The sequence below is a fragment of the Halobacillus sp. Cin3 genome (assembly GCF_947311855.1).
Taxonomy (GTDB): Bacteria; Bacillota; Bacilli; order Bacillales; family Halobacillaceae; genus Halobacillus; species Halobacillus kuroshimensis.
In genome coordinates, this window is the sequence record NZ_CAMZMV010000004.1 from 314,398 (window position 1) to 340,711 (window position 26,314).

At 47.7% G+C, this 26,314-nt stretch carries 23 protein-coding genes and 1 riboswitch; of the genes, 13 read left to right on the plus strand and 10 right to left on the minus strand.

Features of this window, described 5'->3' with window-relative positions; translation table 11 throughout:
- Positions 1 to 116 precede the first annotated feature (116 nt).
- The 3 genes from QMA39_RS14680 (at position 117) to QMA39_RS14690 (ending at position 4,623) form a co-directional block, all read left to right on the plus strand.
- Positions 117 to 3,212, plus strand: a complete 3,096-nt coding sequence (locus QMA39_RS14680) for a GNAT family N-acetyltransferase (protein WP_281659182.1) — start codon at positions 117 to 119, stop codon at positions 3,210 to 3,212.
- On the plus strand, positions 3,209 to 4,078 hold the full coding sequence (locus QMA39_RS14685; protein WP_281659183.1) for a TatD family hydrolase: 870 nt from the start codon (positions 3,209 to 3,211) through the stop codon (positions 4,076 to 4,078). Before QMA39_RS14680 ends, QMA39_RS14685 begins: the two co-directional genes overlap by 4 nt.
- Positions 4,079 to 4,215: 137 nt before the next feature.
- The gene (locus QMA39_RS14690; RefSeq protein WP_206934008.1) at positions 4,216 to 4,623 is read left to right on the plus strand and encodes a nuclear transport factor 2 family protein; all 408 of its coding nucleotides are present in this window, start codon (positions 4,216 to 4,218) and stop codon (positions 4,621 to 4,623) included.
- A 100-nt stretch (positions 4,624 to 4,723) separates the two neighbouring features.
- Here the strand turns inward: QMA39_RS14690 and QMA39_RS14695 are convergent, their stop codons facing one another.
- Genes QMA39_RS14695 through QMA39_RS14705 form a run of 3 tightly spaced genes read right to left on the minus strand, consistent with a single transcriptional unit; the run spans position 4,724 to position 7,269 of the window.
- Entirely contained in the window at positions 4,724 to 6,259 is a 1,536-nt protein-coding gene (locus QMA39_RS14695; RefSeq protein ID WP_027955795.1) for a polyamine aminopropyltransferase, read from the minus strand.
- Positions 6,260 to 6,277: 18 nt separating this feature from the next.
- On the minus strand, positions 6,278 to 6,700 hold the full coding sequence (locus tag QMA39_RS14700) for a DUF350 domain-containing protein (RefSeq protein ID WP_027955796.1): 423 nt from the start codon (positions 6,698 to 6,700) through the stop codon (positions 6,278 to 6,280).
- Positions 6,701 to 6,723: 23 nt separating this feature from the next.
- The gene (locus QMA39_RS14705) at positions 6,724 to 7,269 is read right to left on the minus strand and encodes a DUF4247 domain-containing protein (protein WP_206934010.1); all 546 of its coding nucleotides are present in this window, start codon (positions 7,267 to 7,269) and stop codon (positions 6,724 to 6,726) included.
- A gap of 241 nt (positions 7,270 to 7,510) precedes the next feature.
- Here QMA39_RS14705 and QMA39_RS14710 point away from each other — a divergent pair, with 241 nt between their 5' ends.
- Both QMA39_RS14710 and QMA39_RS14715 read left to right on the plus strand, forming a co-directional pair.
- Positions 7,511 to 7,939, plus strand: a complete 429-nt coding sequence (locus tag QMA39_RS14710) for a MarR family transcriptional regulator (protein WP_027955798.1) — start codon at positions 7,511 to 7,513, stop codon at positions 7,937 to 7,939.
- 60 nt (positions 7,940 to 7,999) lie between these two features.
- Positions 8,000 to 8,851 carry a pirin-like C-terminal cupin domain-containing protein gene (locus QMA39_RS14715; protein ID WP_281659184.1) on the plus strand — a complete coding sequence of 284 codons (852 nt, stop codon included), beginning with the start codon at positions 8,000 to 8,002 and terminating at the stop codon, positions 8,849 to 8,851.
- A gap of 139 nt (positions 8,852 to 8,990) precedes the next feature.
- Here QMA39_RS14715 and QMA39_RS14720 read toward each other — a convergent pair whose 3' ends face one another.
- A complete protein-coding gene (locus QMA39_RS14720; RefSeq protein ID WP_281659185.1) occupies positions 8,991 to 9,863 on the minus strand; it encodes an arginine deiminase family protein in 873 nt (290 codons plus the stop codon).
- Between the two features lie 119 nt (positions 9,864 to 9,982).
- Here QMA39_RS14720 and QMA39_RS14725 point away from each other — a divergent pair, with 119 nt between their 5' ends.
- On the plus strand, positions 9,983 to 11,191 hold the full coding sequence (locus QMA39_RS14725; protein ID WP_281659186.1) for a GNAT family N-acetyltransferase: 1,209 nt from the start codon (positions 9,983 to 9,985) through the stop codon (positions 11,189 to 11,191).
- Between the two features lie 84 nt (positions 11,192 to 11,275).
- Positions 11,276 to 11,587, plus strand: coding sequence for a hypothetical protein (locus QMA39_RS14730; protein ID WP_281659187.1), 312 nt, complete (start codon positions 11,276 to 11,278; stop codon positions 11,585 to 11,587).
- A 44-nt stretch (positions 11,588 to 11,631) separates the two neighbouring features.
- Here QMA39_RS14730 and QMA39_RS14735 read toward each other — a convergent pair whose 3' ends face one another.
- Entirely contained in the window at positions 11,632 to 13,593 is a 1,962-nt protein-coding gene (locus QMA39_RS14735) for a hypothetical protein (RefSeq protein ID WP_027955808.1), read from the minus strand.
- Between the two features lie 30 nt (positions 13,594 to 13,623).
- Complete coding sequence (locus QMA39_RS14740) at positions 13,624 to 14,883, minus strand: ATP-grasp domain-containing protein (RefSeq protein WP_084163161.1); 1,260 nt, start codon at positions 14,881 to 14,883, stop codon at positions 13,624 to 13,626.
- A 224-nt stretch (positions 14,884 to 15,107) separates the two neighbouring features.
- Between QMA39_RS14740 and QMA39_RS14745 the strand changes: the two genes are divergently transcribed.
- Both QMA39_RS14745 and QMA39_RS14750 read left to right on the plus strand, forming a co-directional pair.
- Positions 15,108 to 15,542 (plus strand): YkvA family protein, encoded by a 435-nt coding sequence (locus QMA39_RS14745; RefSeq protein ID WP_206934023.1) that lies wholly within the window; start codon positions 15,108 to 15,110, stop codon positions 15,540 to 15,542.
- Between the two features lie 70 nt (positions 15,543 to 15,612).
- Positions 15,613 to 17,814 (plus strand): Z1 domain-containing protein, encoded by a 2,202-nt coding sequence (locus QMA39_RS14750; protein WP_281659188.1) that lies wholly within the window; start codon positions 15,613 to 15,615, stop codon positions 17,812 to 17,814.
- 39 nt (positions 17,815 to 17,853) lie between these two features.
- Here the strand turns inward: QMA39_RS14750 and QMA39_RS14755 are convergent, their stop codons facing one another.
- Positions 17,854 to 18,111 carry a hypothetical protein gene (locus QMA39_RS14755; protein WP_027955811.1) on the minus strand — a complete coding sequence of 86 codons (258 nt, stop codon included), beginning with the start codon at positions 18,109 to 18,111 and terminating at the stop codon, positions 17,854 to 17,856.
- A gap of 396 nt (positions 18,112 to 18,507) precedes the next feature.
- Between QMA39_RS14755 and QMA39_RS14760 the strand changes: the two genes are divergently transcribed.
- Entirely contained in the window at positions 18,508 to 19,275 is a 768-nt protein-coding gene (locus tag QMA39_RS14760) for a SurA N-terminal domain-containing protein (protein WP_281659252.1), read from the plus strand.
- 39 nt (positions 19,276 to 19,314) lie between these two features.
- On the opposite strand, the gene QMA39_RS14765 is transcribed toward QMA39_RS14760, so the two are convergent.
- Positions 19,315 to 20,109: a helix-turn-helix transcriptional regulator gene (locus tag QMA39_RS14765; protein WP_281659189.1), complete on the minus strand. Its 795-nt coding sequence runs from the start codon at positions 20,107 to 20,109 to the stop codon at positions 19,315 to 19,317.
- Positions 20,110 to 20,333: 224 nt separating this feature from the next.
- A riboswitch (purine riboswitch) is annotated at positions 20,334 to 20,434 on the plus strand.
- Positions 20,435 to 20,493: 59 nt separating this feature from the next.
- Between QMA39_RS14765 and QMA39_RS14770 the strand changes: the two genes are divergently transcribed.
- Positions 20,494 to 21,786 (plus strand): NCS2 family permease, encoded by a 1,293-nt coding sequence (locus QMA39_RS14770; RefSeq protein WP_281659190.1) that lies wholly within the window; start codon positions 20,494 to 20,496, stop codon positions 21,784 to 21,786.
- A 440-nt stretch (positions 21,787 to 22,226) separates the two neighbouring features.
- Here QMA39_RS14770 and QMA39_RS14775 read toward each other — a convergent pair whose 3' ends face one another.
- The gene (locus tag QMA39_RS14775; RefSeq protein ID WP_206934339.1) at positions 22,227 to 22,781 is read right to left on the minus strand and encodes a flavodoxin family protein; all 555 of its coding nucleotides are present in this window, start codon (positions 22,779 to 22,781) and stop codon (positions 22,227 to 22,229) included.
- Between the two features lie 112 nt (positions 22,782 to 22,893).
- Between QMA39_RS14775 and QMA39_RS14780 the strand changes: the two genes are divergently transcribed.
- The gene (locus QMA39_RS14780; protein WP_281659191.1) at positions 22,894 to 23,790 is read left to right on the plus strand and encodes a LysR family transcriptional regulator; all 897 of its coding nucleotides are present in this window, start codon (positions 22,894 to 22,896) and stop codon (positions 23,788 to 23,790) included.
- 10 nt (positions 23,791 to 23,800) lie between these two features.
- Here the strand turns inward: QMA39_RS14780 and QMA39_RS14785 are convergent, their stop codons facing one another.
- Positions 23,801 to 25,438 carry a DUF2207 domain-containing protein gene (locus tag QMA39_RS14785; RefSeq protein WP_281659192.1) on the minus strand — a complete coding sequence of 546 codons (1,638 nt, stop codon included), beginning with the start codon at positions 25,436 to 25,438 and terminating at the stop codon, positions 23,801 to 23,803.
- 121 nt (positions 25,439 to 25,559) lie between these two features.
- On the opposite strand from QMA39_RS14785, the gene QMA39_RS14790 reads away from it, so the two are divergent.
- Entirely contained in the window at positions 25,560 to 26,297 is a 738-nt protein-coding gene (locus QMA39_RS14790; protein WP_281659193.1) for a DUF3784 domain-containing protein, read from the plus strand.
- Positions 26,298 to 26,314: the final 17 nt, after the last annotated feature.

Sequence of the window (26,314 nt, forward strand, 5' to 3'; positions counted from 1 at the left end):
TGATTTCTTACATAACAGAAAGGCTGATGCGTATGAGGAACATTCTCACTCCCTTTGACAAGGAAGGTAAATCGTCTCTATTGTCTTGAATCAATCATGAACTGGAGGAGTCGGTATTGAAGACTATAGGTGATCTAACCATTGTTGAATATCATGATGGATTGGCGGAAAGTACAGCTGAGATGTGGAACGAAAGTCGTGGAGAATGGGGGGGAGACCTGGTCGTTACGACGGCGGAGGATGTGAAGGAAAAGGAAAACGCCTCTACGAACCTGAACCTGTTCCTTGCGCTCGACGGCGATAAAGTCGTCGGTTACTGTGGCCTGTCGGAGTACAGGGAAGATCAGGAAGCTTTATATATCCCGTTGTTGAACGTTCATCCGGATTATCATGGAAGAAAGATCGGGCGGGAGCTCTTGAAGAAAGCGATCGATCAAACGGTAGCCTATGGATGGCCGCGCCTGGACTTGTTTACATGGCCCGGCAACACTAAGGCGGTCCCTCTCTATAAAAAATGCGGATTTTTCTGGGAGGAGCGGGATGATACGACTCACTTGATGAACTTCATTCCACAGGTGCTGCAAATGGAGGTCCTCCGTCCATTCTTTCAGGAGCATGACTGGTACAGCACCAGCCAGCGCCCGATTGAAGTAAAGCCGGATGGACAAAAGGCTGGAAGGCATACCGTTTATGAATATAAATGGCAGGCACCGGACGGCCGTTTTGTCAGGGTCCAGTTTGAACGGACAGGCCGAGGCATTCATTTGATTGAAACAGAGGATTTTTCCATTCAGATGGATCTTCCTGACTTTAAACTACGGGAAAATGAAACATACGCCACCTGCATTCATGTCGTCAACAAACAGGCAGCCCCAGCCACGTTCCATTTAGAAGGGGTTTCATCAGAACTCGTGGACCATCGCGTCCCGATGATCACTACGGTGGAGAAGGAAGTAACGGTGAACGGGGAGGTCGGGGTGACGGTCCCGGAACAGAAGCCGAGTCCTTGGAAAACCCACCCTGTAGTTGAAGCGGTCGTCCACATAAACGGTTGGTCCGTTCCATTGAAAATGGGCGTGTATCCAATCAAGGCAGGAAACGTCACGGTACGAACGGTTCAGCCCAGCTGGAGACCGGGACAGGAGGATTCGTTGTACCTGGATCTGGAAAGTCACTTGGAAAAGCCTTCTATATGGACCCTCCGTCTTCCGGATCAGAACGTGCTGGAGTGGCACACACCCAGCATACAGGTGGATGTGGACGGCGGTTCTCGTGCTTCCGTTCCTGTACCCATCACCCTTCGGAAAAACGGATTTTTGAAGGAGGAGATTTCGGTAGCTGTCAAAGAAGAGGGCAGGCCTTCCTTTGAATTCACCGCCATCCTTTCCTACGCCTTCCCGGGCCATGGAGCTAAATTCGGAGGAGAAACAGAAACGAAGTGGTTTGGCTTTAATGGTCCGTACTATGCAGAAATGGAGAAGCGGAACCAGTTTATTGAAGTCGGATCGATTCGGTCGAACGAAGATCCTGTGAAGCTGATGACTCCTCACCTGGGAAGACCCTTCAGTCAGGAATTTTCAAAAAAAGAAGCGTCCACAGTGGAATTCATCGAACTTCCAGAAGCTTTTGTTTTGAAAACGACACTAGAATCCCAAGCGTTTACAGGCCTTCTGCTCAACACGTATATCAAAATTTTTGGCGATGGTGTGGTGGAGGTCCATCACGAAATCATCAACCAGGGACCAGCGAAGAAAAGCGTTCACCTGCAGATTCCGGTTTACCCGATGTACAAGCAGCTGGTCATTCCTTATAGAGACGGAGTCGCTGTGAATAGGGAAGCATCGATTCCTTTTACCGAATACCTGCGTGATAAAGAGATCTCGGAACCATGGCTGTTTTCAAAAAACTCCTGCGGAGACACGAAAGCTCTTGCTTGGCCGGAGGAAGCCAGAGGAAGAGGAGACGACTGGCGTTTTGCCATCGTGTATGAAACAGGCGGGCTGGGGGAACAGGAAAAACGCAGCCTGGGCCCGATAAAAGTCGGCTTCCATGCCACAGCCGACTGGAAAGACTGGCGATCCCTTGTTAAAGGTGAAGACGGGAAACACCTGAAGGAATACCCGCTGTTCGCGCTGGAAGCATCCGGGCAGCGTTTTATATCCCGCGCAGGAGAACGGGTCCCCTACACCTTCCGCTCCTTGTTGACTCCGTATCTTCACGGCTCATTAACGATTCGTCAGGACGGGGAAACGTACCGCGAGGAAACCACAGTTGAACAAAAGCGGACGAAAATGGAAATCATGATGGAGCACTCGTCTCCAGGGATTCATTCCATCCATGGCCGCTTCCGCTCCAGAGGACAAGCAGCTGCTCTCCACACCTGCCAGCTTGTAACAGGGGACGAGGCAGTAGAGGTCACCAACCGCAATGATGTGTGGACCGTGAATAATGGCGGATTTACTTTCCATGCATCTGCGTCGTATTATCCCGGCATATACTCGTTGGTGTATGAGGGTCAGGAAATGTTTCATCATCAATACCCGGAGGCGGGACCGAAAAGCTGGTGGAATCCATGGGGCGGCGGGCTGCGTTTTGCGCTCCCGGAAGTGAGTGCTTATTCCATGATGAAAGAGGATACCCGCATATCACGGGCAGACCAAACGGACTCACTCGGCCACACGTGGAGCGGCCTATTATTATCTACAACCTTGCAGGAACATGAAAGTATGAGAGGACTGACACTCCGGCAGTATGTTCTTACCCTCCCAGGTGTGCCTATCCTGGCGGTCTTCGCTGAGATCGCCCCGCCTGTGCATCGCACGTTTTATGAGGAGAAGGTGAATCTTGAGACTTTTCTCAAGCCAGGGAAGGAACTGGACAGCTGTTATCTGAAACTGCCGGGAAGCGGGGTTTTCCATACGTATTACGCCGGTGTAGAGGAATATGAATTGGAAAATACATCAGCCGTGTGGATAGGTTCTGAGGAGCACGAGAAGAAGATGACGTTTCTTCATCCACAAGCCAGTAAAGAAGCGGGCAGCTACGTGAATCAGGATGTGATGTACCTGGAGTCTGTACAGAACTGGTGTGCCGTAGAAGGTAGTATTTTCCAGACTTCTCCTGCCTTTCTGTACGGCGGAGGTGAAGAAAATACTCAGGCCCATCACCTTTTTTATGGACTGGTGTTTCCAGAAAAGGATTCTCCCTCGTGAAGATCATAGATGCGCATATTCATTTTTCCAACATTGAAAGCTTTAAAGAAACAGCTGAAAAGCTTTCGCGCGTTCATTATAGTGCGGATGGATTGGAAAAGGAGATGAAAGACAACCGTATTGAAGCTTGTATCGGGATGGGAGTGACAGAAACGGAGCACGAGGAATTCCCTGCCCGTCATGCATCGACACCGATGCTCCTGGATTTAGAAGAAACCCCAGGTCGAGTGGCGGTCTGCCCCGGAGTTAACCCATGGAGACTCGATGGATCAGGGCTTGATGCCCTTGAAAAAGAACTGCAGAAACCAGAATCGGTGGGGGTGAAAATCTATTTAGGCTATTACCCCTTTTATGCGTGTGATGCTGTTTATCAACCCGTGTATGATCTGGCTGCAGCTTATCGAGTTCCTGTTGTCCTGCATACCGGCGATACGTATTCCGAGCGGGGATTGTTGAAATATTCCCATCCGCTTACCCTTGATGAAGCGGCGGTCATGAGAAGAGATGTCCAGTTTATGATGGCTCACCTTGGGGATCCGTGGGTGTTGACGGGAGCGGAAGTAGTTTATAAAAATCCGAATATGTACGCAGATCTTTCCGGGTGGATCGTCGGAGCCGGAGTGGAAGTGGAAGAAAAAAGACGGGGCAGGCATTTTGATCACATCCGTCATGCGCTCACTTACTGTGAACACTATGAAAAGCTTCTGTTCGGGTCTGATTGGCCGCTTGTGCCGATCGGGGATTATGCGGCATGCATCGGGGATTCGATTCCCTCCCGTCATATGGAAGATGTCTTTTACGATAATGCGCTGCGGTTATTTCCGAAGCTTCGGGCTTTTATTGAAAATGGAACAAGCGGACGGTGAATCCACCGTTCGTTTTTTTCGAATGGAATAAGGATTTCTATGCTACTATTATAGTAGAAAATTATCGATGATTGGCAGAGGAGAAGAGAAATGCGGGCGATCGTCATGGGTGTGCCGATTTTAAAAGGAGGATGACTATGACACATACGGTTGACGTCACGGGTGTGGAAGACTGTGGGAACGCGCCTAAGAAGCTATGGCTGAAGGCGTTTAACGAGGCTTTCGCAACAGGAGATGCCGCTTATATTCTGGATCAGGTGACTGATGATGTGATATGGAGGATCATTGGAGAAACTAATGTTATCCAAGGGAAAGCGGCGTTTGCTGAGGAGCTGAAGTCCATGACGGAATACAAAGTCAGCGGGCTTCATTTTGATCAGATCATTACGCACGGAAGCACCGGATCCGCGAACGGAACGATCCTCATGCAAAGCGGCAGGCAGTATGGATTCTGCGATGTTTATCTGTTTACAAGTGCTGGAAAAAAGGCGCGGCTGAAGGAGATTACCTCCTACCTGATCCCACTCCCCTCGAGCTCCAGCTGATTTTGAACTACGGATTCGTCATCATTTGGTGGAACGCCTCCGCGTTTATTACTGTATGTATTAAAAAAGAAGCACACCGCTGTGTGCTTCTTTTTGGAATTTAATAATCCTGCCATGCTTTTTGATACAACTGGATGAGGACGGGGCGGTTCAACGTATTGACTGGGATATCAAAGGTCTCTCCGTTCTCTTCCTCGATCAAAGCATCCGTATCATTGCCGAACGCGAACAATGCGCGTGCGGTCTCCTCATTTAAGAAGGACAGGTTGTCTGAGACCTCCAGGTTGTCAAGATTGATTTTTTCCCGTGAGGCCAGCGTGAACCCCCAGTTTCCGAAACTTGGTACATCCAGATGGTAGCTGTCCGTATACAATCCAGTTTCCTTCATCGTTTCGTGGATGGTCCAGAAGACTTTAGGTGCAAAAACAGGGCTTGTGGACTGCATGCTGATTTTACCGCCGGGGGCAAGATGGTTACGGACGAGCGAATAAAATTGAGTGGTATACAATTTATTCAATCCCTCATTGTTCGGGTCGGGAAGGTCTCCGATGATGACATCATAGAATTCTTCATTTTCCTGCAGATACTGAAAAGCATCAGCGTGAACGACCTTAACACGGTCATCCTTGAGGGCCCCTTCATTTAGGCGGAGCAGCTCATGATGGGTGTTGGCCAGATCCGTCATTTCCGGGTCGAGGTCTACGAGTGTGATGTCTTCCACCTGTTCATGTTTCAACACTTCGCGAACAGCGAGACCATCTCCGCCTCCAAGGATAAGGACGTTCCTTTTCTGTTCGGCAAGAGCCATAGGAATATGGACAAGGGCTTCATGGTAGCGGTACTCATCACTTTCTGAGAACTGCAGCTGTCCATTCAAATAAAGACGTACATCGTTCGGCTCCTTGGTCAGGATGATCCGCTGATATTGGGTATCCTCAGCATAAATCACCGGATCGGCATACACCCTCTGCTCAAAGGCTGCGGCGTATTTCTCACCAAAAAGGAAGCCCCACCCGAGCAGAAGCAGAATAAGCACACCACTCAGCTTATGAAGAGCCGGACGGTGGATTTCTTTACGAAAATAGAACGTAAGGAACAAGGCAATGACTGCGTTGATCGCAGCAACTAAAAAGGCCGTTTTGATCAGTCCCAGTGCAGGCCTCAGAAGAAGGGCGAACCCGATGGATCCGATCAAGCTTCCTGCATAGTCAAAAAATAAAACACGGGCCGTGCTTTTACTGATATCCGCCCGTATGTCCTGCACACGCCTGATTAAAATCGGCAGTTCTAATCCGGTCAGGAAACCGGTCAGGGAAATGACAATATACAAATAAACCTGTGCGGTTCCCTGATCGAAGAAGGAAGAGAAAAAGAACAGACCAAAAACAGAAAAACCGCCAATGATGGCAATCAAAAATTCAGCTTGTACGAATCGAGTCACAAGCCGGTTTTTCAAACGTTCACTAACAGCCGCCCCAATCCCCATGGCCATTAAAAAAAGGCCGATGGTAATGCAGTAGTAAAGGACACTGTCCCCGAACAAGTAGCTTCCAGCCGCCCCGTAGAGAACTTGAAAGACGATTCCGCAGATGGAGACAATTCCTGATGATAAATATAAGTATCTCTGGGCGTTCATATAGTACCTCCCGCAGGCTTACGTAATGCTGCCTGCCACGGCAAAGCCGATGAAAATGCTCACGGCAGCCGCAACGATTGCAACCGCTACGTTGTTTTTACGGATTTCGTCTTCTGCTTTGAAAGGGGTGACCAGTTCAAAGAGGTAATAGCCGGCAATCATTAATACAAATCCGATTAAAATCCAGATTGCTGCGCCCCAGATGCTCAAGTTGTGGGCAATGGACGCTTGTGTAATGATGCCGAGGCCGATCAATTTACCGGCAAACTGTGTACCGACAGCCACATTTCCGTTCAGCAGCTCCTGACGGTCATCATAGGGGGTGAATTTTTCAAAAACGGCCATGCAGATCCCGGCAATAAGGAGCATGAGCACCCAGTAGACAAGGGTAAGCAGCAGCTCTGTGGCGTCAAGGATCTCTGAAAATTCGAAGGCAAACATAGGTCATACACTCCTGTCTTTCATTATTTTCCTGTACCTGGTCCTCCACCGCGAATACCACCCGGTGAATTTGAGGAATATCTCAAGGTCGGAAGCTTTCCACTGTTCTTCACATAACCGCCGCGGAGGATGTACCCGGTATATATGAATCCTCCACCCCTGGATTCAAAATCCATATCAAACTCCTTTTCAGCCTCACGGGCTATGCCGTAATCAGAAAAGAAGGCGGTGGAGTAGTTGTTACGTACAAATTCTTCTCCAGACATTTCGACGAGAGAATCATTGGCATCTTTCGGGTCTTCAAAAACCTGCACAAGCAGATCATCATAAATCATAAGATGACGGCCGTTTTTTGAGGCTTCGTACATCGGTTCGTTTGTATCCATGATCTGATTGGCGACCGTAGTTACCGTTTGATTGGAAGCCCGGTATATTTCAGATTTGTTTTCCCTGTCGTCATAGACGATGTCCTCCAGGGGATACGTGTTGTCAACCGCTCCCTGCACGGAGGAACAACCGCCCATGATGATCAATAGAAGAAAAAAACTGTAGCTGATCCATCGCTTCATTGGTTCACCTCCTGACAGCCGTAGTAAAATTCGGTTGAAAAAGCCGTGGGTGTTTCAAAGCCGGGTTAAGCAGGCGGGCCCAGGGACATTTTCCCATTTCATCCTCTTTCATTATACTTGTGTACGAACGAGGACTCAATAATGTTTCATTCATGATGGTTCAGGTCTTTTGACTTCGAGAGGTGTCAGACCTTATACTGAACAGAGGAACTGCAGCTTAGACAGGGAAAGAAGAGATGCCATGAACTTACGTGTAGAAGACTACATCAGCATCAAGCTCCACCAGACAGACTTGAAACTGACAAGTGAGATCAAATCACGCCTTCAGCCCTACAACCTTGCACCTGAACAAAATCTAGTCATGATGCTGTTGTGGGAAAAAGACGGACTGACTCAAAACCAGCTTTCTGAAAAACTTGGAAAAGATAAGACGAATATTGCCAGAATGGTAGTGAATCTCGAAGGGAAAGGCTTTATTGAACGGAAATTCTGCCCTAGAGACCGCCGTTCCCTGGAGGTGTATCTGACTGAGGACGGGCGGAAATTGAAAGAAGAAGTGGTCCCTGTTTCCGAAGCGTTCAACGCGGATGTGACGGAGGGGCTGAGTAAGCAGGATTTGGAACATCTGGATCAAGTGCTGACAAAAATCCTGAACAATATAAAAGGGTAAGCGTCCCTTTTTTTGTTGATATAGTATGTGTAGCAACTAAATGGGGGAAAGGATGGTTGAATGACATTCCAAAGAGAACTCAAGGAGAAGTGGAGAGTGGAATACACTGAGATGGGGTTTCCGGCTGTGCAGAAAGGCTGGGTGCTTCCTGTTGAACGGTGGCGTGATTTTGATCCATTCATCCTGATGGCGGAGGATTGGTTCAAAAAGGGTACCTTTCCTGACCATCCTCATAGAGGTTTTCAAACCGTTACCTATGTTGTGGATGGAAGGCTCGAGCATATTGATAACGCAGGGGGGCGTGAAATTCTTGAACCCGGTGACGTCCAGTATATGAATGCCGGGTGGTCGGCCCGTCACGCAGAAGATGGGGTGGAAGATGATATTGCCCATACGCTTCAGTTGTGGCTGAACCTTCCAAAGGATCAAAAGCAATCCGGCACGTTGTATCAGAACGTCTATCAGGAGGATGCCCCTGTCATTTCTTTTGGCGGAGGCAGTGTAAAAGTGTTCTCTGGAAATATCGCAGGAGTGACCGGTCCTCTCGATTCCATCGTTCCTATTACGTTGACGGAATGGACGATGGGAGAAGGGGCTTCCTATACGATGTCCCTGCCTGAAAACCATAATGCTTTTGTTTACGTGCTGGCAGGAGAGGCAGAAATAGGGGTGGAGAGACAGAAAATGTCTAAGCACGAGGCCGGTCTGCTTACTTTTCGTGAAAATGGAGAAGAGGATAGTACTCTGACGATCCGTTCAAAAAAACGGCGCACCAAAGTGCTTGTTTATTCTGGAAAACCGATCCGCGAGGAAATTGTCCCGCATGGTCCATTCGTGATGAATTCCATGGAGGAGATCATGCAGGCTTTTGAAGATTTCCGAAATGGAAAATTCGGACCTCCAGCTGTATAAAGGACGTAAAAAAGCCTGAGAGGCAGCTGCCTCTCAGGCTTTTGTTATTGAAGTTCCTGCTGAGAGATTGTTTACCATACTTTCGCGTTTCGTTAAGGAAACCACCACCTTCTCTGCTTCTTTAAAAACAGCTCTTCCTCTATAGTTGGGCGACGGTATCTCTTGGGTCTTCCCGATACAAAGGGAGGGTGCAGCAGCGGAAAGCCCCGCCGGATTTAATAATCTCTGAAAAATCAACGGGGAGCACTTCGAACCCTTTCTTTTCCAAGCTTTCATTCAACCGGGTGTGACGGGAGAGGCTGATCACTTTGTTTCTGCCAATCGAAAGCACATTCGGACCCATATGGAACGTTTCGTCCTGTGTAGCAGGGATTACCTCGAACCGCTCCTGAATCAACTGCCACCCCTCATCTGTAAACGCTTCTGGATAAGCGAGGGCTGTGTGAGCATCCAGGATATTCAATACACAGTCCAGATGAAGGGTTCCATCCGCAAGTGAAAGGGCATTCACATCTCTATCCGGCTCCTGCTGTTTGAGTTCTTGAACAGCTTCCATCGAAGTCCGCCCGCTGTGACCAATCCAGATTGTATTTGCATCGACGAGGACGTCGCCGCCCTCTATCGGATGGTGAAAGGTACGTATGTCATTCGTGTCACGGCTGTTCATCCAGGCCGTTAATTCACTGGTTTCGCCTTTGCGGACATCTTCTTTCATAGAACTGGTATAGAAATGAGAACCGATGACAAATCCGATATCTCTTGTGAAAACTTGTTCATGCAGGCTGGATTTAGAGGGAAGCTGGTGCACGGTAATCCCCTCCTCTTTTAGAAGGTGAACAAAATCCCTGTGCTGCTGTAACGCCACATTCGTCTGTATTCCCTCATAATGTTTCTGTGTTTCATTGATTTTAGCTTCGATTCTCATATGACGGGGCTCCGAGACGAGTACGTCCAGCAGTTGACCGTATTCAGTGGAGCAGTTGAATGCTGTTCTAGCAGCCGTATCTTTCACGGGACAAACCTCCATTCTTTCGTTGCTGTATGTTTCCCCATCTCTGAACAGCCGAAACAATAGATTTCCCAGGCGGAATGAGAGAAAATGGTAGAGTGGAATAATGAAGGAGGTATTTGATGGAGTTTAAACAATTAAAGGACTTTGAAGCATTTACAGACCTGTCCCGCCGGTGTTACCCGGGGATGAACCTTTTGACCGTGGAGGATCAGGAGCGCTATACCACCCATCGCAGGAAAATTTCCGGGTATGAAGATGTCCATCCAGTAGGATTGTACGACGGCTCCTCCCTCATTGGAGGTTATTTTGCTTACGATCATAGAATTCAAGTGTATGACCGTAAAGTAGAAGGCGCAGGGATAGGCACAGTAGCCGTAGATCTTCCTTACAAAAAACAGGGACACGCCAAGCAGATCATTACGAAGTTTTTACTGGATGCCAGAAAAGATGGACGTATAGTGACGCACCTTTACCCTTTTCAGCCGTCCTTCTATCAAAAAATGGGTTTTGGGATCGGCCCGGAGTTGTCTGTCTATCAGTTTCATCCTGCTCACCTTCCGAGTTTTGAATCGAGCCTGGATGTTCAGATGCTCACTGCCGATCATATAGAGGACGTTCATACCTGCTACCAGACCTGGGCCGGCCGGATCCACGGCGCAACGGATATCCCTCCTTATGGTTTTACTTTTTTAGAGAAGCCGGAGCAGCATACGATCGGGGTTCGGAATAAAGGAAGACTGGAAGGGTATATGACGTTTGAATTCGAGGCAGGAGGGCACTTCCTGGAAAACGATCTGCACATAAAAAACTTCTTCTATACGACGAAGGAAGCTTATCAAACTCTTGTAACACAGCTGCACAATCAGAAAGATCAGGTCCAATCGGTCAGATTTCCGACGTTTGATGAAGATTTCAGTTTCACATTACATAATCCTGTCCACGTAGAGAATCATTTAATTCATTCTATATACCATAAAACCGCTGAGCAGGGACGTGGACTGATGTACCGCATTATGAATATCCCGGCTTTCCTGGATGCTGTTACCTATCATTCCTTCGGCAGAGATACAATCCGGGTGGGATGGACAGTGAAAGACAGTCTGCTTGGAGAAACCTATGAAGGTGTCTGGCAGTTTGCGGCAGGGAGACCATCCCCGACCAAAGAGGAAGCGGAGGTTCATATAGAACTTGATATCGGCTCTTTTTCCTCCTTAATGATGGGGTGTGTGTCCTTACAATCACTTGAAAAATCAGGCAGAGCCACTGTATCCAAGCCGGTCGATCTTTTCAACCATCCCGAAAAACCGCAATGCTGGACATTTTTCTAGTTCTGACGCAAGGGGAGTGTTGAACAGTGAGCCTTCTGCATACATATAGTACATTAAGGAAAATGATGGAACGGAGTGGAGGGAGTGAACAAAAAGAACAGACGGGCAGAAGCTGTTCATTACTTCAAAACACGCCCCTTGATTCATGTGCTGGAGGCAGCCCGGGTGAAGTATGAAGCCTATGGTAAGGCTTGTGGAACGATGATGACTGAAAAGCTTGCCTACAAAGAATTGCTGGCTCTGGCTGAGTTCATGGGCATGTCGGAACATGCGCTGGATTTGAAGAGAAAATTTTCCATTGCCCGATTTGAGCGGAGGATCATGGATCGCTGGGGAATAACCTTAGGAGAATTACTTGAAGAGTATTTCCCTGGAACGGAGGGGAATAAGGAATGAAACCTTAAAAACCCGGACTCATATCAAATGAGTCCGGGTTTTTGTTATACCCACGTATAATCTCTGCCCCAGCTTTCCTGTGCAAGCGTTCGTATATTCTGTACAATCGTGTTTTCGACAGCGTAGGCATCACCCTGTTCATAAGGGTTGTAATGGAAAGCGTACAGCCTTGATGTGAATGCATCAAAAGGAAGCGAGCTTTCCCCTTCCTGTTCTCCACTCCCGTTTACGCTTGGCTCAATGTTCTGTCCCCAGTTCTGGGAGCCGTCGTTATTCGGGTTGTAGAAGTAGATACGGTAAATGCCCTGCGGGTCTTTTGCGATCCTTGTAATGGAAACGGCATGAAGACCGAGCAGCTTTCCATGGACATTTGTAATGAATATGCCGACAGGATTTGGATAAATCAATTCATAGTCGTCATTGTAGTCTGGATGATGGGTTGCATAGAAGAGCTTGATAAACCCGTTGTAATCCAGAACGTACCCTGTGATAGGATCGAAGACCGAGCTGAACCCTTTCTGCACCCAGTTGCCGTAAAAAGCCGGGTTTACCCACCGGTGGCCGTCTTCTCCGCGGAGGGCGACACGCGTCATCATCTCGCTGTAAATTTTATCTAAGTGCGGGACGAGTACGAGGGAAACAGGGTCGAGTTCTTTATCAAGGTCGGGGGCAAGCCCGCCTTTTAAGTCTTTGGAATGGATCTGAGCGCCTTCAAAAGTGAAATCCAAGTCCCCATCTCTGGCTGCCCGTGGAATGATTTCGAGCAGGAATCCAGGGGCATGCTGGGCCCATAAGCTGATTCCTCTTGCAGCCTGACAGGTTGGATTAAATCCTTGTCCGACACCCAGAGGCTGACCGAGGACCTGGATGGTGCCGGCGACGAGAATACTGTTGGCTGTAACACCTTCCCCGGTATTGGTTGTGGAATAGAGTGCATTCCTGACGTCCGGCCGGATATCAAGCTCTATGAGCCTGCGCAGTCCCGGAGCTACGGGTGAATGGGAGAGGACACCGCGTTCAAGCATCATCGCCAGCCCGTAAACGGCTTGTCTCGTACCTGGGAAAATGGACGAGCGAATCAACTGGATCACTAACTCCCGGTTTTCTTCAAGGTTGGCACTGCCTTTACTGTTAAGGCTCAGGGCATACGTTAACAGACCAGGATTCTGCTTGCTTAAAAATCTCAGCAGTGTCGCATGATGGGGAGCGACTAAACCGGTGTCCCGCATCGATGTGGCAAGCGCGACACTTTCTGAGATCAAGTCAGCTCTTGGGATCGTCTTCAGCTGGCTGCGGTACGCATGGACATCTTTGAACTGCCCGCTCAGTGGTGAGGGACCTTCAATCGCAGATATGAACTGTTTCAATTCTGTTGTATCATTCTTCTCTGTATCCTGACTGACCATTTCTTTGGCCATCCTGATCATGGATACGATCCGCTTGATCATGATAGGGCGCTGAGCGGTCAGCCGTTTAATCTCGTGAATAAGGGTCTGAATGAGTGCGGTCGACGATAAATGTGTGGAAAGAAACGTAAAAAGTTTTTCAGCTTTTTCGTCATTTTCATGCTTTTCAATCCGCGCACTTTCGCTGGCATCTGGGAAAAGAAGGTTCAGGTTCAATACCATGACTTCATTTAGGAACTCTTCAGCCATCGTACGGGTCACATTCGTATTGGAAGCTTTTCCTTCAGCTATGGCAAGCATCCGCAGCTCGCTCAACACTTCGATAATCATAGGCAGCCCTTTGGCTTTCAAGGATCCGGCTACGAGGGGAGGCTGAAGTTTCTCAGCGGATTCCCATGGACCATCCTGAAAAACGCCGGCCTCTTCAAAACGTGCGGCATGCTGATAGAGGTTTTCAAATCCATCGTCTGCGTCAATCAAACGGTTGGCTTCCTGATAGACATCAGTCTGATATTTCGATTTTACAAAGGAAGGAGCCTGGGCCAGCTGGTCCAGGGCGTAAATGAATCGTTCAGCAAGAGCACCTGTGGTTTGAGGCATGTGACTACTCCTTTCTCTTTTTGAGAGAGCTTAAATGTAGAAATTATACGTTTCGTACGTTTCCAGAAGGTCACGCATTTCTTCACTGTCACGTCCGAAAAAAAAGATGGTTCCATAATGGTTCCCAAACCCGACACGTTCCGCAACTTTCCCCTGGGGCGGTGTGAACATATCATGCTTTTCAAAATAGGGATGATCCTCAAGCTCTTCCGGAATCTTTAAATCCTCGACATATTCGATGCTCGGATGAACCATCAGGCATCCCGCATAGTTTTGGTAATCGTACGGATCCGGGAAGAATTCTTTAAGTTCTTCCTCCGTCGTGCTTGGGTCACTGCATAAAATCTGTGCTTCATACGCACTGAAACCGTATGCCCGCTCAATCAGTTCGAAAATATGTCCGCCCGGCACACGTGCAGCCACTTCACCGAAGTGGAGCGTTCCATCCTGCGTAATGAAATATTCCGGGTGGATCACCCCGTACTCGATTTCAAAGGCATCGACAAGCTGCTGCACGGCCTTTTCAATCAATGGGCGTTTTTCTTCCAGAGAAGGAGAGGCAGGAACGAAATTGGAATATCCGAGGCGGACATATTCCGTAATATTCAGGAATTGGACTTTTCCTTTATGAATGAACGCTTCACAGGAGAATTCCTGTCCATCCAGGTGACTTTCCATCAAGAGAGGAAAATCTGTATCCTGAATCTGGTTGATGTCTTCTTTTGTATACACCGCCAAGTGACCGACAGATCCGGCTTTGTCCAGAGGTTTCACGTGAATCGGGTCAAAGTGGTCGCCTTCAAGCTTCAATAACGCTTCATTCACTCTTTTCAAGAAGCGCTCCACATCTTCTTTATCCCTTGCCTCTTCAAACACACCGACTTTAATACCGGAAATCTGCGCTTTCCGCTTCATCATCCCTTTGTCGCGAAGCAGAAGGGAGCGGTTGAAGACTTTAGGGTCCTCTCTGAATCTGGCATTCAGCGCCCCGGCCCACTCGACGCACTCTTCATATAAAGGGACGGCCAGCTCGGCTCCCATGTCCCTGAGCTGCTTGTACAATTGATCCGACCCTTCATTCAGTTTATTGAAGTCCCAGCCTACAAAAGGAATATCGTGCTTCTCGGCATACGGTTGAAATTCCGCGGGACCTACGACGATAAACGGTCGGTTCATCCGTGCGGCCGCTTCAATGGCTTGGACACTCCAGCCAACCAGTGCAGTGTAATAAGGCTTCGTCTTTTCAGCCTCTTCGATTGATGTATTCAATTCCAGTTGATCCAATTCCATTCGATTCCTCTCCTTTGTCATTGTAAATCTAAATTTAGGAAACTTTGACATTCGTAAGTTAAACGTATCAAAGTAGAGGGAAAACTGTAAGCGTTAGATAGAGGTTCGACAAAACTAGTGAAGGTTTTACAAATCTCTTATTTCCTGTCGAAAATAATCTATTTCCCGGGAAATGATTGAGAGAAGAGAAATTCGTGAATAGTAAACAAAAAGGAGGAGAAAGCATGTCGGAGTCACGTTCTTGGAGGAAGCTACGTCCGAAGCAGATGATTGCACGGAGCCGGGGGTATTTTTCAGAAAGAGAAACGATAAAGAAATTAAAAGCATACAGCAGTCGTCTGGGTACTCAGCTCGTCTACTACAGCCTGTTGTTATACTATGCCTTTCAAAGTCCGAATACACCGAAGAAGGCGAAGCTTACCATTGCCGGCGCCCTTGGTTATTTGATTCTGCCGGTGGATGCCATTCCTGATGTGCTTCCGGCGGTTGGTTTTACTGATGACAGTGCCGTCATTTTATATGCGGTCTATCAAGTCCTCTCCCATATCGATGATGATGTGAAGGAACAGGCAAGAGGAAAAGTCAGTACAATTGTCGGCCGTGATGTGTCGAAGGATGAATTGAAGGATCCTGAGGAAGATGGGGAAGCCGGTGTTTAAGGCATCCCCGCTTTTTTTATGTGGAAGTCTCCTGTATAATAATGTTGTTTTGCGAAAAGGAGATTTCATAATGACTGGAAGCGTGCAGGACCTCAAGACAGATGGGGCCTTTTTTAAATATTTGAATAAAAAAAATGAATATAAACAGCCGGTACGGGAGACGATGGTCCGTACCGCCGCCAAGCTTACGTCATCAGCCACTTCCGAACAGCGGCCGGGGATGCTTCTTGGAAAAGTGCAGTCCGGAAAAACCCGGACCTTTATAGGAGTCATGGGGTTGATGTATGATAACGGATTTGATGTCGTCATCCTTTTAACGAAAGGAACGAACGCCCTCGTCCGCCAGACGTATGCCCGACTTCATGAAGAATTTTCAGATGCTGTAGACCAGGATACGATGAGAGTCTATGACATTACGTCCATGCCTGATAATCTCAGAAAATATGAGTGGAATCAAAAGCTCGCTCTGATAGTGAAGAAGGAGACACATAACCTGGAACGCCTGCGGACTGCCCTTGAAGAAAAGTATCCGGAGTTAAAGGAGAAGCGTGTTCTCTTCATTGATGATGAAGCGGATTTTGCCAGTGTTGCTTATGAGTATAAGCGTGATCAAAACCTAAAGCAGATGCGCGTGATTGCGACAAAGATCAATGAGCTCCGTAAGAAAATCAAGCATACGGCGTTTCTACAGGTAACTGCCACTCCATATTCGTTGTATCTTCAGCCGGAGGACATGACAATCCACAAGGGAAAGGTGTTTGAACCGATCCGTCCGTCCTTTACCGAACTGGTACCCGTTCATAACCGGTATATCGGTGGGGAGGTCTACTTTGAAATGAGTGAAAAAGAAGATCATCTGGCTTCCTATCTTTTCCATGAAGTGAATGAAAAAGAACTGGAAGTAATGAAGAAGATGGACGGACGCAGGGTGAAAATGGATCAGCTTCTGGAGCAGAAGAATATTTCCAACATTCGAATGGCCGTTGTAAACTTTATTGTTGGTGCGTCCATACGGCGCTGTCAGCAGCGGTTGAAGGGAAAACGCGAAGAGAAGTATTCCTTTATCATTCATACAGAGCGTGGCAAAAGTGCCCACGCCTGGCAGGCTGAGCTGATCGAAGGCTTTGAAAAGCTGCTTACGGAAGGAGCAGACAGGGAAACCGTCACATTTCAAACGCTGATCCGTGAAGCTTATGACGATTTGATCCGTTCCGTGAGTAAACTGAAGAAATCGCCGAGGCCGGATTTCAAGCAGGTTTATGAGGAAGTCCGTCGTTCTTTGAATGAAGAATACGTGGTAAGCAGTGTGGTCAATTCCGAAAAAGATGTACAGGAACTCCTGGATTATAAAGGAGAGTTGAAGCTGCGTGCTCCTATGAATATATTTATAGGAGGACAGATTCTGGACCGCGGGGTGACCATCCATAATCTGATCGGGTTTTTCTATGGAAGAAATCCGAAGTCGTTTCAGCAGGACACGGTGCTGCAGCATTCCCGGATGTACGGGGCCCGTCCTGTTGCTGATCTTGCAGTCACCCGTTTTTATACGACTGCACGGATATATACGGTGATGAAACGGATTCATGAGTTCGACTCAGCGCTCAGGCGGGCGTTTGAAAGAGGGGGGCATGATCAGGGAGTAGTCTTTATCCAAAGGGATGGAACCGAAGAAATCATCCCCTGCAGCCCGAACAAAATCCTTCTTTCCAATGTGCTCACCATGAAGCCGCATAAACGGATGCTGCCAGTCGGGTTCCAGACTGGTTATAAGACTCATATACAAAAGCAGGTTCGGCAGCTGGATGATCGGGTGGATCAATTGAAAAGGGCCGCCTTAAAAGAACGGGACGGAGCGTATCTCGTTCCTGTCGAAGAAGCGAAACGTCTGCTCAGCCTTGTTCACGAGACGCTGGAAATGGAAGAGGGGTATGACTTTTCCATGGATGAATATGAAGGGGTTCTTGACTATTTAACCGCAGAATCAGAAAAAAGGGCGTTTGTCTGGGTCCTTGCGAGGAAGAACAGGAACATCCAGCGCCTGAAGAAGGATGGCAGTTATGAAAATTCCCCGGATACTCCAGGGCGTGGAGAAGGAGAACTTGCGGAAGCACGCCGTCTTGCTCGTAATTTCCCAGCACTGATTATGCTGAGACAGGAAGGGAAAAAAGAACAGGGGTGGCGCGGGTCACCGTTTTGGTGGCCGGTCCTCATAGTACCGGCAGAAACGGCTCCGACGGTTTATGCGGGCCGCACCGTGAAAGGAAAGCATTAAAAAAGGACCTTTCTTATAAGGTCCTTTCTTTAATGTCTGCTATTTTTCAATCGGTTCGTCGAATAGATCCGTGAATTTGGCGACGTTTTCGTAACTGAACTCAAACGCCATTCTCACTTCTCCGAATCCAGGCTGGTAAAAGTAGCCTTGAACCTCATAGCTGCTTGGATTTTCCCTCACCTTCGTAAGGTGGAAGTACCGCTGGATGTATTGAGCCATTTCCTCCAGTTTTTTATTTCGTACTTTGATCCACTGCTCTTTTAGTTCTTGAGTCGGGAAGTCAGATTCCTTTAACATGTGCTCACTCCTCTACGGAAATCAAAAAACTAGAAAACCATTTATAGACATTATACTATAAGAGGACGTCGATAATTTCAACTATTCGAAAAAATCAAACGTGAAAAAGGACCTATTTATGAGAGAGGACTTTTAAGAGATATGAATCCCTGTTAAACTATGGAAGAACGAGTGGCTTCCCTTTCATGGATGAAGGGTCTGTGACACATTGTCATCGTTTTTTTACAAACTTTCCACATTTGTATATCCATCCACACGCTTCTGCGTGTAAAAGCTGCAATCCCGGTCTTCAGATGTGCAAACAAACTGAAATCTGGACAGTCAAGCAGCTGCGTTCTATTTACAGAAGCCGGTCGCGTGTTACAATGGCTTACACAACCAGATGAAAAAGGAGAAATGACATTGAATAAAAAATGGTTATTGGGATTAATGCTGGCTGCCTTTGTTGCTTTACTTGCTGCGTGCGGGGAAGATGAAGGAGCCTCTGACGATAATAAAGAAGAAACAGAGACGACACAGGAAGAACAGACGGAAGGCGAGCAGCCTGAAGCTCCTGAGCCGGACCTTGAAAACATTCCGGAAGTAGTCGCAGAAGTCAATGGAGAGAAGATTACAAAAGAGGATTTTGAAACGACGTACCAGGGACAATTCCAACAGATGGCTATGCAGTCACAAATGACAGGTACAGAGCTTGATCAGGATCAGTTGAAGAAAGATGTCGCTGACAATCTTGTCGGCCAGGAACTGCTTGTGCAGGAAGCCGAAAGCCGGGATTACGAAGTGTCAGATAAAGAAGTTGATCAAATGCTGACAGACCTTGCCGAGCAGAACCAGTTGGAGTCCAAGGACAAATTCCTTGAGGAACTTGGCAATCAGGGTATGAAAGAAGATGAAGTTCTTTCCCAGGTCCGTGCCCAGCTGAAAGTCGATAAGCTTCTTGAGGAAGAAGTCAGTGTAGAAGCTCCGACTGATGATGAAGTGAAAGCGGAATATGACAAAGCCGTCGAGCAGCAGGAAAGTGCTGAAACAGAACAGGAAATTCCTGCGTATGAAGATGTAAAAGATCAGATTAAACAGAACCTTCAAACTCAGAAGCAGTCTGAAGAAACACAAAAGCTTGTAGACAAGCTTCGTGAAGAAGGCGACGTTACCGTGAATCTATAAGAAAAAAAGCTGTCCAACATGGACAGCTTTTTTTGCGTATTAGATCCATTCCTTCCATTTCCTACGCAGCTTCTTTGCGGATTTTTCCTTTCTCTTCTGACTATGTTTTTCATGATTGATCAACAGGTCGTATGCCGTGAACGCAGCAATGACACGGGCAAGGATAAACACTCCGGCCGCTGACATGATGGTAATTACGGGGTAGTACACAGCCAGAGCCCCGTTGGTCACATCATTTTCTTCAAGCACGAGGGTGACAAATCCCGTACCGGCTAGCACTACCCCGAGCATGAGAAAAGAGATAAGCCGTGTTCGAACGGATTCAAAACGATCTGTGATTTCCGCTTTGAACCCGGGGTCAAAGGTCAACTCCCTGGTGCTTATGATTTCATAGTTTTCTGCGCCTTTGGTCGTCATGGCTTTAATAAAGAAGATGCTCCCTGCCGCAGCGATGCCTGCAATCATGAGTGCAAGAATTTCGGGTGATCCTTTAAAAAGAAAGTATGGGACTAAACCAAGCAGGAACAGGCTGAGGCTTAGGGCCAGCGAACGTCCCATGGAGTTTACGTAGGTGAAATGAGCTTCTGCCATTTCACGGCTGACGTAATATCCCTGTTCCACCTCAGGCCCTCGTTCTGACTCTTTTTTTAGTAGGTAGTCCATCGACACATTGAAAATGCTCCCAATGGTCAGCAGCTTCTCTGTTTCTGGATATCCCTGACCATTCTCCCATTTACTAACGGCCTGCCGGGAGGTCTGCAGCTGCTCAGCGAGCGCTTCCTGCGATAATCCCTTTTCCTTTCTTAATTGAAACAGCTTTTCTCCAAAGTTCATGGAAAGCCTCCTTCATCTTTGTTACATCAAGTATAGAAAACAATGGAATAATTTTCTATACTGTCAGAGTGGAAGGTTGTCAACGAACCGTTGCAAATGGGAAACGAGAAGTTTACATCTGCTCTTAACCTTAAAAACTATGGATTTATAAGAAAAATGAGAATAATGGAACATCAAACAAAAGGATTGACCCTCTACTTTTCCGTTGTTATGATTCTCTCTATAATTTAATTGACGAAACACCTTGTATAAGTTCAGGAATACGGCCTGAGCGTCTCTACCAGCTACCGGAAATAGCTCGTCTACAAGGGGAAAATAGATGGACCTTTCCCTTGGTATACGCACCGGCAGCTGCCGGTGTTTTTTTGTATAGGAGGGAACACCATGAAAAACTTCTTTCAGTTTGAAGAAAGAGGGACAACGATAAAAAAAGAAACGATGGCCGGTGTGACCACGTTTTTGTCTATGGCTTATATTCTGGTTGTTAATCCAATCATACTCAGTCAGGCTGGTATGGATCAGGGAGCATTGTTTACAGCAACGGCTTTATCCGCGATCTTTGGTTCCCTGCTGATCGGTCTCATGGCGAACTTCCCAGTAGGTATCGCGCCAAGCATGGGCTTGAATTCCTTTTTCACCTTTTCTGTTGTTATCGGTATGGGGATCGAATGGCAGGTGGCCCTGACCGGGGTATTTATTGCAGGCATTATCTTTATGATTTTAAGTTTGTTTAAGATCCGGGAGAAGATTATCAATGTCATTCCTAAAGATTTGAAGCATGCCATTGCGGGTGGAATCGGTTTTTTCATTGCCTTTGTAGGGTTGAAAAATGCCGGACTGGTCGTCTCCAATGAGGAGACTTTCGTTACCATTGGTAACCTGACATCGCCGACGACGGCTCTTGCAGGTTTTGGTTTTATTATTACACTGATGATGCTTGTCCGTGGTATCCGCGGTGGGATTTTCTACGGAATCGTCGTGACAAGTATCATCGGTATGGTTTTCGGTCTTGTGGATGTGCCGGGATCCATTGTGGGGGAAGTCCCAAGCATGGCTCCGACCTTTGGAGTCGTATTCCAGCACCTTGGGGATATTTTTCAGCCGGAAGTCATTGCGGTCATTTTTACTTTCCTCTTTGTAGCCTTCTTTGATACAGCCGGGGCGTTGATCGCTGTCGCCAGCCAGGCCGGGATGATGAAGGATAATAAAATTCCGAATGCCGGCCGTGCTTTGCTTGCCGATTCATCTTCCGGTGTTCTTGGAGCCATCTTCGGAACATCGACGACAGCGTCCTTCGTAGAGTCATCCGCAGGCGTAGCTGTCGGAGGAAGAACTGGTTTTACCAGTGTCATCATTTCCGCCTGTTTCTTTATTGCTTTGTTCTTTTCGCCGCTTCTCGGCGTCGTTACTCCTGAAGTTACAGCACCGGCCCTGATTATTGTAGGAGCGCTGATGGCCGTGGAAGTCAAAGAAATCGACTGGAGCCGACTGGAAGTAACAGTACCCGCGTTTGTTACGATTATTATGATGCCGCTCACGTATAGTGTCGCCACAGGAATTGCACTTGGGTTCATTCTTTATCCATTTGCGATGATTGCCCGGAGGGAATGGAAGCAGGTTCACCCGATTATGTACACACTAGGCGGATTGTTTATCATGTATTTCGTCTTTCTATAAAAATGAAAAATCCTGGAGCATTGGTGCTCCAGGATTCAGGCTTTAGAAAAACTCCGTGTTACCCAGTCGGGGTTGTCCGTATGTCGTGTTGAGGGGCACGTTCCGCTTATCGGTGGATGCTTGCCTCGGGCCCGGCCTCAGCTAACTTGGGCAGGAAAATCACCTGTCCAAGTGTATCTTCGGCCCGTGCTGTTCCCGCTGGCGTCACCACCGAACACTCCTCGTGCCAGCGTTCATATAGATAGAGCGGAAATAGTTCTTCCATCTATCAAAGAGAACGTTGAGCACAGTTTTCCAGACTCCATAGAACAGTTATAGTGTCGTTTTCCAGGGAAGGTCATGGTCGTGAACAACCGCTTCTGACAGCTTCTGGGACACTGGACAGAAACAGGGGCTTCTTTACAATCTAAATCCTGGAGCATTACAGCTCCAGGATTTTTTTATGCCTTTATCATAGTATGGAGTTTTTTGTTCATCTCATCTGCTGCGAATAAGGCTTGATGGTCCTCCCATATTTCTCCGGGTTTATTCGCCTGTCCAAGCACGTAGCCTGAAAAGGGCAGGTGTACAAACTGGAAAATATGCTGGAACTGCTGTAGAAGCGGAAGAGCCTTCATATAAGGAGAATCTCCTCCAACCGCTAAGACAAAAGCCTGCTTTTTGGACATCTGCTCACGGAAATCTCCGTACTCAGGCTCCCGCATTGTCTGGGACCACCGGTCGATAAACAGTTTCATTGCCGCAGACATGGAATACCAGTAAACAGGTGTAGCAAAAATAAGAAGATCATGACTCATCACTTGTCCCATCAGGGATTCGTAGTCATCGTCCACCGGGTGAAACCCGCCTTCGTCATGCCGGCCGTCCATGATGGGTTTGATGGTATATTCTTCGAGGTGAAAAGTGGTGACTTCCAGCCCTTTCACCAATTTTTCCGTAAGTATTTTTGTGTTTCCGCCCTGGCGGCTTCCGCCATTCAGTACAGCAATCTTCATTCTTTTACCTCCTTTTGTTTCTCTTCTTCGTTTAGCTTATACTAAAACTACCAATCATAAAAACGGATGATTTGAATGGTTATGATCGAAAAAAACGATGGGAGAGTTCAAAATGGATGAAAAGCAGCTTGTCACATTTTTAACGGCAGCAGAAACCTTGAATTTCACGAAAACCGCTTCTATGCTCAATTTTGCCCAATCCAGTGTTACCGCCCAGATTAAATCGCTGGAAGTTCAGCTTGGACGCCCATTATTTGAACGTCTCGGAAGGAAGCTTGTGCTGACAGAGGCCGGTCACCAATTTAAAGGGTATGCTGAGAAGATGGTGAAACTCAGCTCGGACGCCCGTTTGGCGCTTAACGGAGAAGACGGGATGAGGGAGAGGCTTACGATCGGTGCCCAGGAAAGTCAGTGTACGTACCGGCTCCCACCTGTATTGAAGGCTTTCAAAAGCCGTCATCCTAACGTGGAGTTAATCTTTAAGCCTGCCCACTCCGATGCTCACGCCCGCAGGGATCTGATGGATGGACGACTGGATGCGGCCTTCATTATGGATACGTCCAGGCCGGAAGAGTCTTTGACGATAGAGCCCTTGCTGCAGGAGGATATTAAGCTTGTTGCAGGTGCGGATTACCGGTTGAAGGACAACGAAACCTTTCAACTAAGTGATATTGAGCGGGAGCCTCTGCTCCTTACAGAAGAAGGCTGCTCGTATCGAAGCCTTCTGGAACAAGCATGTGCCGCTTCGGAAATCTATCCTTTTAATAAGCTGGAATTCGGGAGTATTGAAGCGATTAAGCAGTGTGTCATCGCCGGTCTTGGAATTGCTGCTCTTCCTCATATGGTCGTTGAACGTGAACTTACTGAAGGAAGGATCGTTGATTTGGGATGGAAGATCCCCCAGCCTCCATTGTTTACGCAGCTGGCGTGGCATAAAGATAAATGGCTTTCTCCGCCATTAAAGGATTTCATCGATATATCAAGAGAATTTCTTCAGGAAGAAGGGTAGGATAGGGGATTTAAAAACCCCCGGATCCTCCACCGCCGCCTCCGACACCAGCTCCCCCTCCGCTTGTTCCTGATGTGGAGGCAGCGGAAACAGCGGTGTGGGTGTCCGCCCTGTCAAAACCGGAGTCCAAGGTTGCTGCCAGTATAAGAAATAGAGCAGCCTGATTGGTTGAAGAAGAAGGATCCTCTGTCTGCGACTTCTGTTTTCCAAAGCCGATCTGGTAGAGCAGAGCAGGGACGCTGCCTTCGTCTTCTCCCTCTGTCTGCAGGCGTCCAGTCTTATAGGGTTCTGCTTGTTCGCGGACACGGCATCCTCTTGAAGTTAAAGGTCTGTACACTATCGCATAAATGATGAAAAAGAGTGAGAAACCAATCATTACTGACATAGACAGAAGCAGTGTGTAGTAACCGAAGATAAAGGTGAGAGCCAGACTTACAAATATCATCCCTAACGCTGTCCCCCGCTGCCAGGTGTTTTCTTTCCGAAGTTTGAGGCTTTGGTATTCCCGGCGTACGATTTCCTTCCATTTCTGAAAGGCCAGCCGGTAACGTTCCTGGTTCTTTTCTTCTTCTGCATAAGCTTCCAAGTCGTCCACGTGAAGCAGATTTCCTTCTGCTATATCATCAAACAGCCAGGTGATCAGCTGCTGTTCGTGGGCTTCGTCTGTTTCACGGCTGACGAGTTCAAATTCTTGTTCGGAATGCTGTCGGATGCTGCCTTTTTCAATCATATGCAGCAGGGATGCTGTAACGGCTGAATGGGTTAACTGCCCATGATTGGTGAAATAAATCAAGGCGGGCAGGCTCATTTCCTCCGTCGGAAAAAAGCCGTTTCCGACGTTCTGTCGCTGAGCTTCCTGTCTTACGGCAGAACGATTAACAAGCGCTGTTCCTAATAGGAGAATGGCAGCCGCTGCCGTTAGAGTTAGGAGAAAAGGGGCAGCCGATTTCCAATTGGTGACGGCTTCCTGACGAGCCGCCGCCTTTTCATCCAGCTCTTCTTTTTGGTTCTGGATGCTGCTCAGCATGGCGGTGTCAGAAGCCTCGGCCTCCGGGAACAAGTCTGCTGGGTATGCGACACGGATATTTCCGTTCGTTCCACTGCTTACATAGCCCATATCAAACAGGACATCCCCATCATCTTGTATGGTCTCTGTTTGAAATGCGGCATCTTCTCCATACGCTGTGCTTACCTCTGCTTTTTCCGGGGGTGTAACGGTAATGGACATCTGCTCGTAGTCACTTTCATTGCTCTTATCGAAAAATGCATAGTAGAACTGAGCTACATCCGTAAAGACCTCGACGCCATCCTGAATGGTGTAGGATAAATCAATCGTGATGGTTTCATTGTCACCGTCTCTAAACACTTTGTAGGTATGATCCTCCTGCTCGATACGAAGTTCCTGTCCTTTTTCTTCGGCCTGGACGTTCGTAATCGATGTGCCCTCTTTAGGCAGCAGTGTCCGGGTAATGCCGTTGAAATCCCCTTCAAAGGTGTAGGTATGGACTTCGGTTACATGAACATCCCCGTTTTTCTTAAGGTCTGCGTTAATCTTCGTATCCTCAATGGTTAATTCTACTGCGGCTGCTTGAAGCGGAATGAAAAAAACAAGCAGAGCAAGCATCCATCCAATCAGCTTTTTCATCATTCGTCACCTGCTTTCTCTTATGGTTACGGAAAAGAAAAGGGAAGGGTTTCAAAAAAATGGATTGGAACGTTCGGAGCAGCGGCTTCGTATAAAAGAAAAGACGTAAGAAGGAGGCCTGCCAATGGAAACAGGGACAATAGCCTTCAGCATAGCCATGGGATTTGCTCTTATTATTACGGGTGGACTGACTTTCCTTGTAGGGAAGCGTAAGGAGTATGGTCTTATTTCTGGGTTTTCCAGTCGTCCGGAGGAAGAAAAGCGTATCCTGATGGAAAATGGGTATGTGAAAGCGGTCGAGCGGCTGCTATTCCTTCTTTTCCTTCTGTTTGCAGGTGTCTTTTTGATGGGATTGCTGCCGGTTCCATACGGATTGGAGATCAGCCTGGCTGTCTTCCTCCTCGTTGTGCTGGGAGGCGCGGTCCGCGTGCAGATGTATGAAGTCCCTTGGAAGAGGAAAAGGAGTCTTTGGATCACATCGATACTGGGCGTTCTGGTCATTTCAGGCATCGGTATTTTAACGTATTTCAGCGTGATGGAAAACGACGTCACGGTGACGGAAACACACCTTGAGATTTCCGGGATGTACGGCTTGGAATGGGATCTCGAGAATATTGATCAGGTTACGATTGAAGAAGAACTTCCAGAAGTTATCTTAAAGTCCAATGGTTTTGCGGCAGCTGGGCAATTGAAGGGCCGGTTCCGTCTGGAGGAACCTTATGGACCTGCACATCTTTTCATTCATGACCAAAACGAAGGGCCGTTTCTTTATGTTCAAAAGGGGGAAGAGGGGCTTTGGTTGAGTCGTGAAACCCGAGAAGAGGTTGAAGTCCTTGATGAGCAGCTGAATAAAGGGAAGTAAAAAGGCAGCGGGAAATC

Excerpts from the sequence above, each read along its gene's own strand:
- QMA39_RS14700 (WP_027955796.1), bottom strand. The coding sequence starts at position 6,700 with ATGTTTGCCTTCGAATTTTCAGAGATCCTTGACGCCACAGAGCTGCTG.
- QMA39_RS14770 (WP_281659190.1), top strand. The coding sequence starts at position 20,494 with ATGAAAAACTTCTTTCAGTTTGAAGAAAGAGGGACAACGATAAAAAAA.
- QMA39_RS14775 (WP_206934339.1), bottom strand. The coding sequence starts at position 22,781 with ATGAAGATTGCTGTACTGAATGGCGGAAGCCGCCAGGGCGGAAACACA.
- QMA39_RS14785 (WP_281659192.1), bottom strand. The coding sequence starts at position 25,438 with ATGATGAAAAAGCTGATTGGATGGATGCTTGCTCTGCTTGTTTTTTTC.
- QMA39_RS14750 (WP_281659188.1), top strand. The coding sequence starts at position 15,613 with ATGACTGGAAGCGTGCAGGACCTCAAGACAGATGGGGCCTTTTTTAAA.
- QMA39_RS14705 (WP_206934010.1), bottom strand. The coding sequence starts at position 7,269 with ATGAAGCGATGGATCAGCTACAGTTTTTTTCTTCTATTGATCATCATG.
- QMA39_RS14715 (WP_281659184.1), top strand. The coding sequence starts at position 8,000 with ATGACATTCCAAAGAGAACTCAAGGAGAAGTGGAGAGTGGAATACACT.
- QMA39_RS14735 (WP_027955808.1), bottom strand. The coding sequence starts at position 13,593 with ATGCCTCAAACCACAGGTGCTCTTGCTGAACGATTCATTTACGCCCTG.
- QMA39_RS14760 (WP_281659252.1), top strand. The coding sequence starts at position 18,508 with ATGACATTGAATAAAAAATGGTTATTGGGATTAATGCTGGCTGCCTTT.
- QMA39_RS14725 (WP_281659186.1), top strand. The coding sequence starts at position 9,983 with ATGGAGTTTAAACAATTAAAGGACTTTGAAGCATTTACAGACCTGTCC.
- QMA39_RS14690 (WP_206934008.1), top strand. The coding sequence starts at position 4,216 with ATGACACATACGGTTGACGTCACGGGTGTGGAAGACTGTGGGAACGCG.
- QMA39_RS14780 (WP_281659191.1), top strand. The coding sequence starts at position 22,894 with ATGGATGAAAAGCAGCTTGTCACATTTTTAACGGCAGCAGAAACCTTG.
- QMA39_RS14745 (WP_206934023.1), top strand. The coding sequence starts at position 15,108 with ATGTCGGAGTCACGTTCTTGGAGGAAGCTACGTCCGAAGCAGATGATT.
- QMA39_RS14790 (WP_281659193.1), top strand. The coding sequence starts at position 25,560 with ATGGAAACAGGGACAATAGCCTTCAGCATAGCCATGGGATTTGCTCTT.
- QMA39_RS14765 (WP_281659189.1), bottom strand. The coding sequence starts at position 20,109 with ATGAACTTTGGAGAAAAGCTGTTTCAATTAAGAAAGGAAAAGGGATTA.
- QMA39_RS14710 (WP_027955798.1), top strand. The coding sequence starts at position 7,511 with ATGAACTTACGTGTAGAAGACTACATCAGCATCAAGCTCCACCAGACA.
- QMA39_RS14695 (WP_027955795.1), bottom strand. The coding sequence starts at position 6,259 with ATGAACGCCCAGAGATACTTATATTTATCATCAGGAATTGTCTCCATC.
- QMA39_RS14755 (WP_027955811.1), bottom strand. The coding sequence starts at position 18,111 with ATGTTAAAGGAATCTGACTTCCCGACTCAAGAACTAAAAGAGCAGTGG.
- QMA39_RS14740 (WP_084163161.1), bottom strand. The coding sequence starts at position 14,883 with ATGGAATTGGATCAACTGGAATTGAATACATCAATCGAAGAGGCTGAA.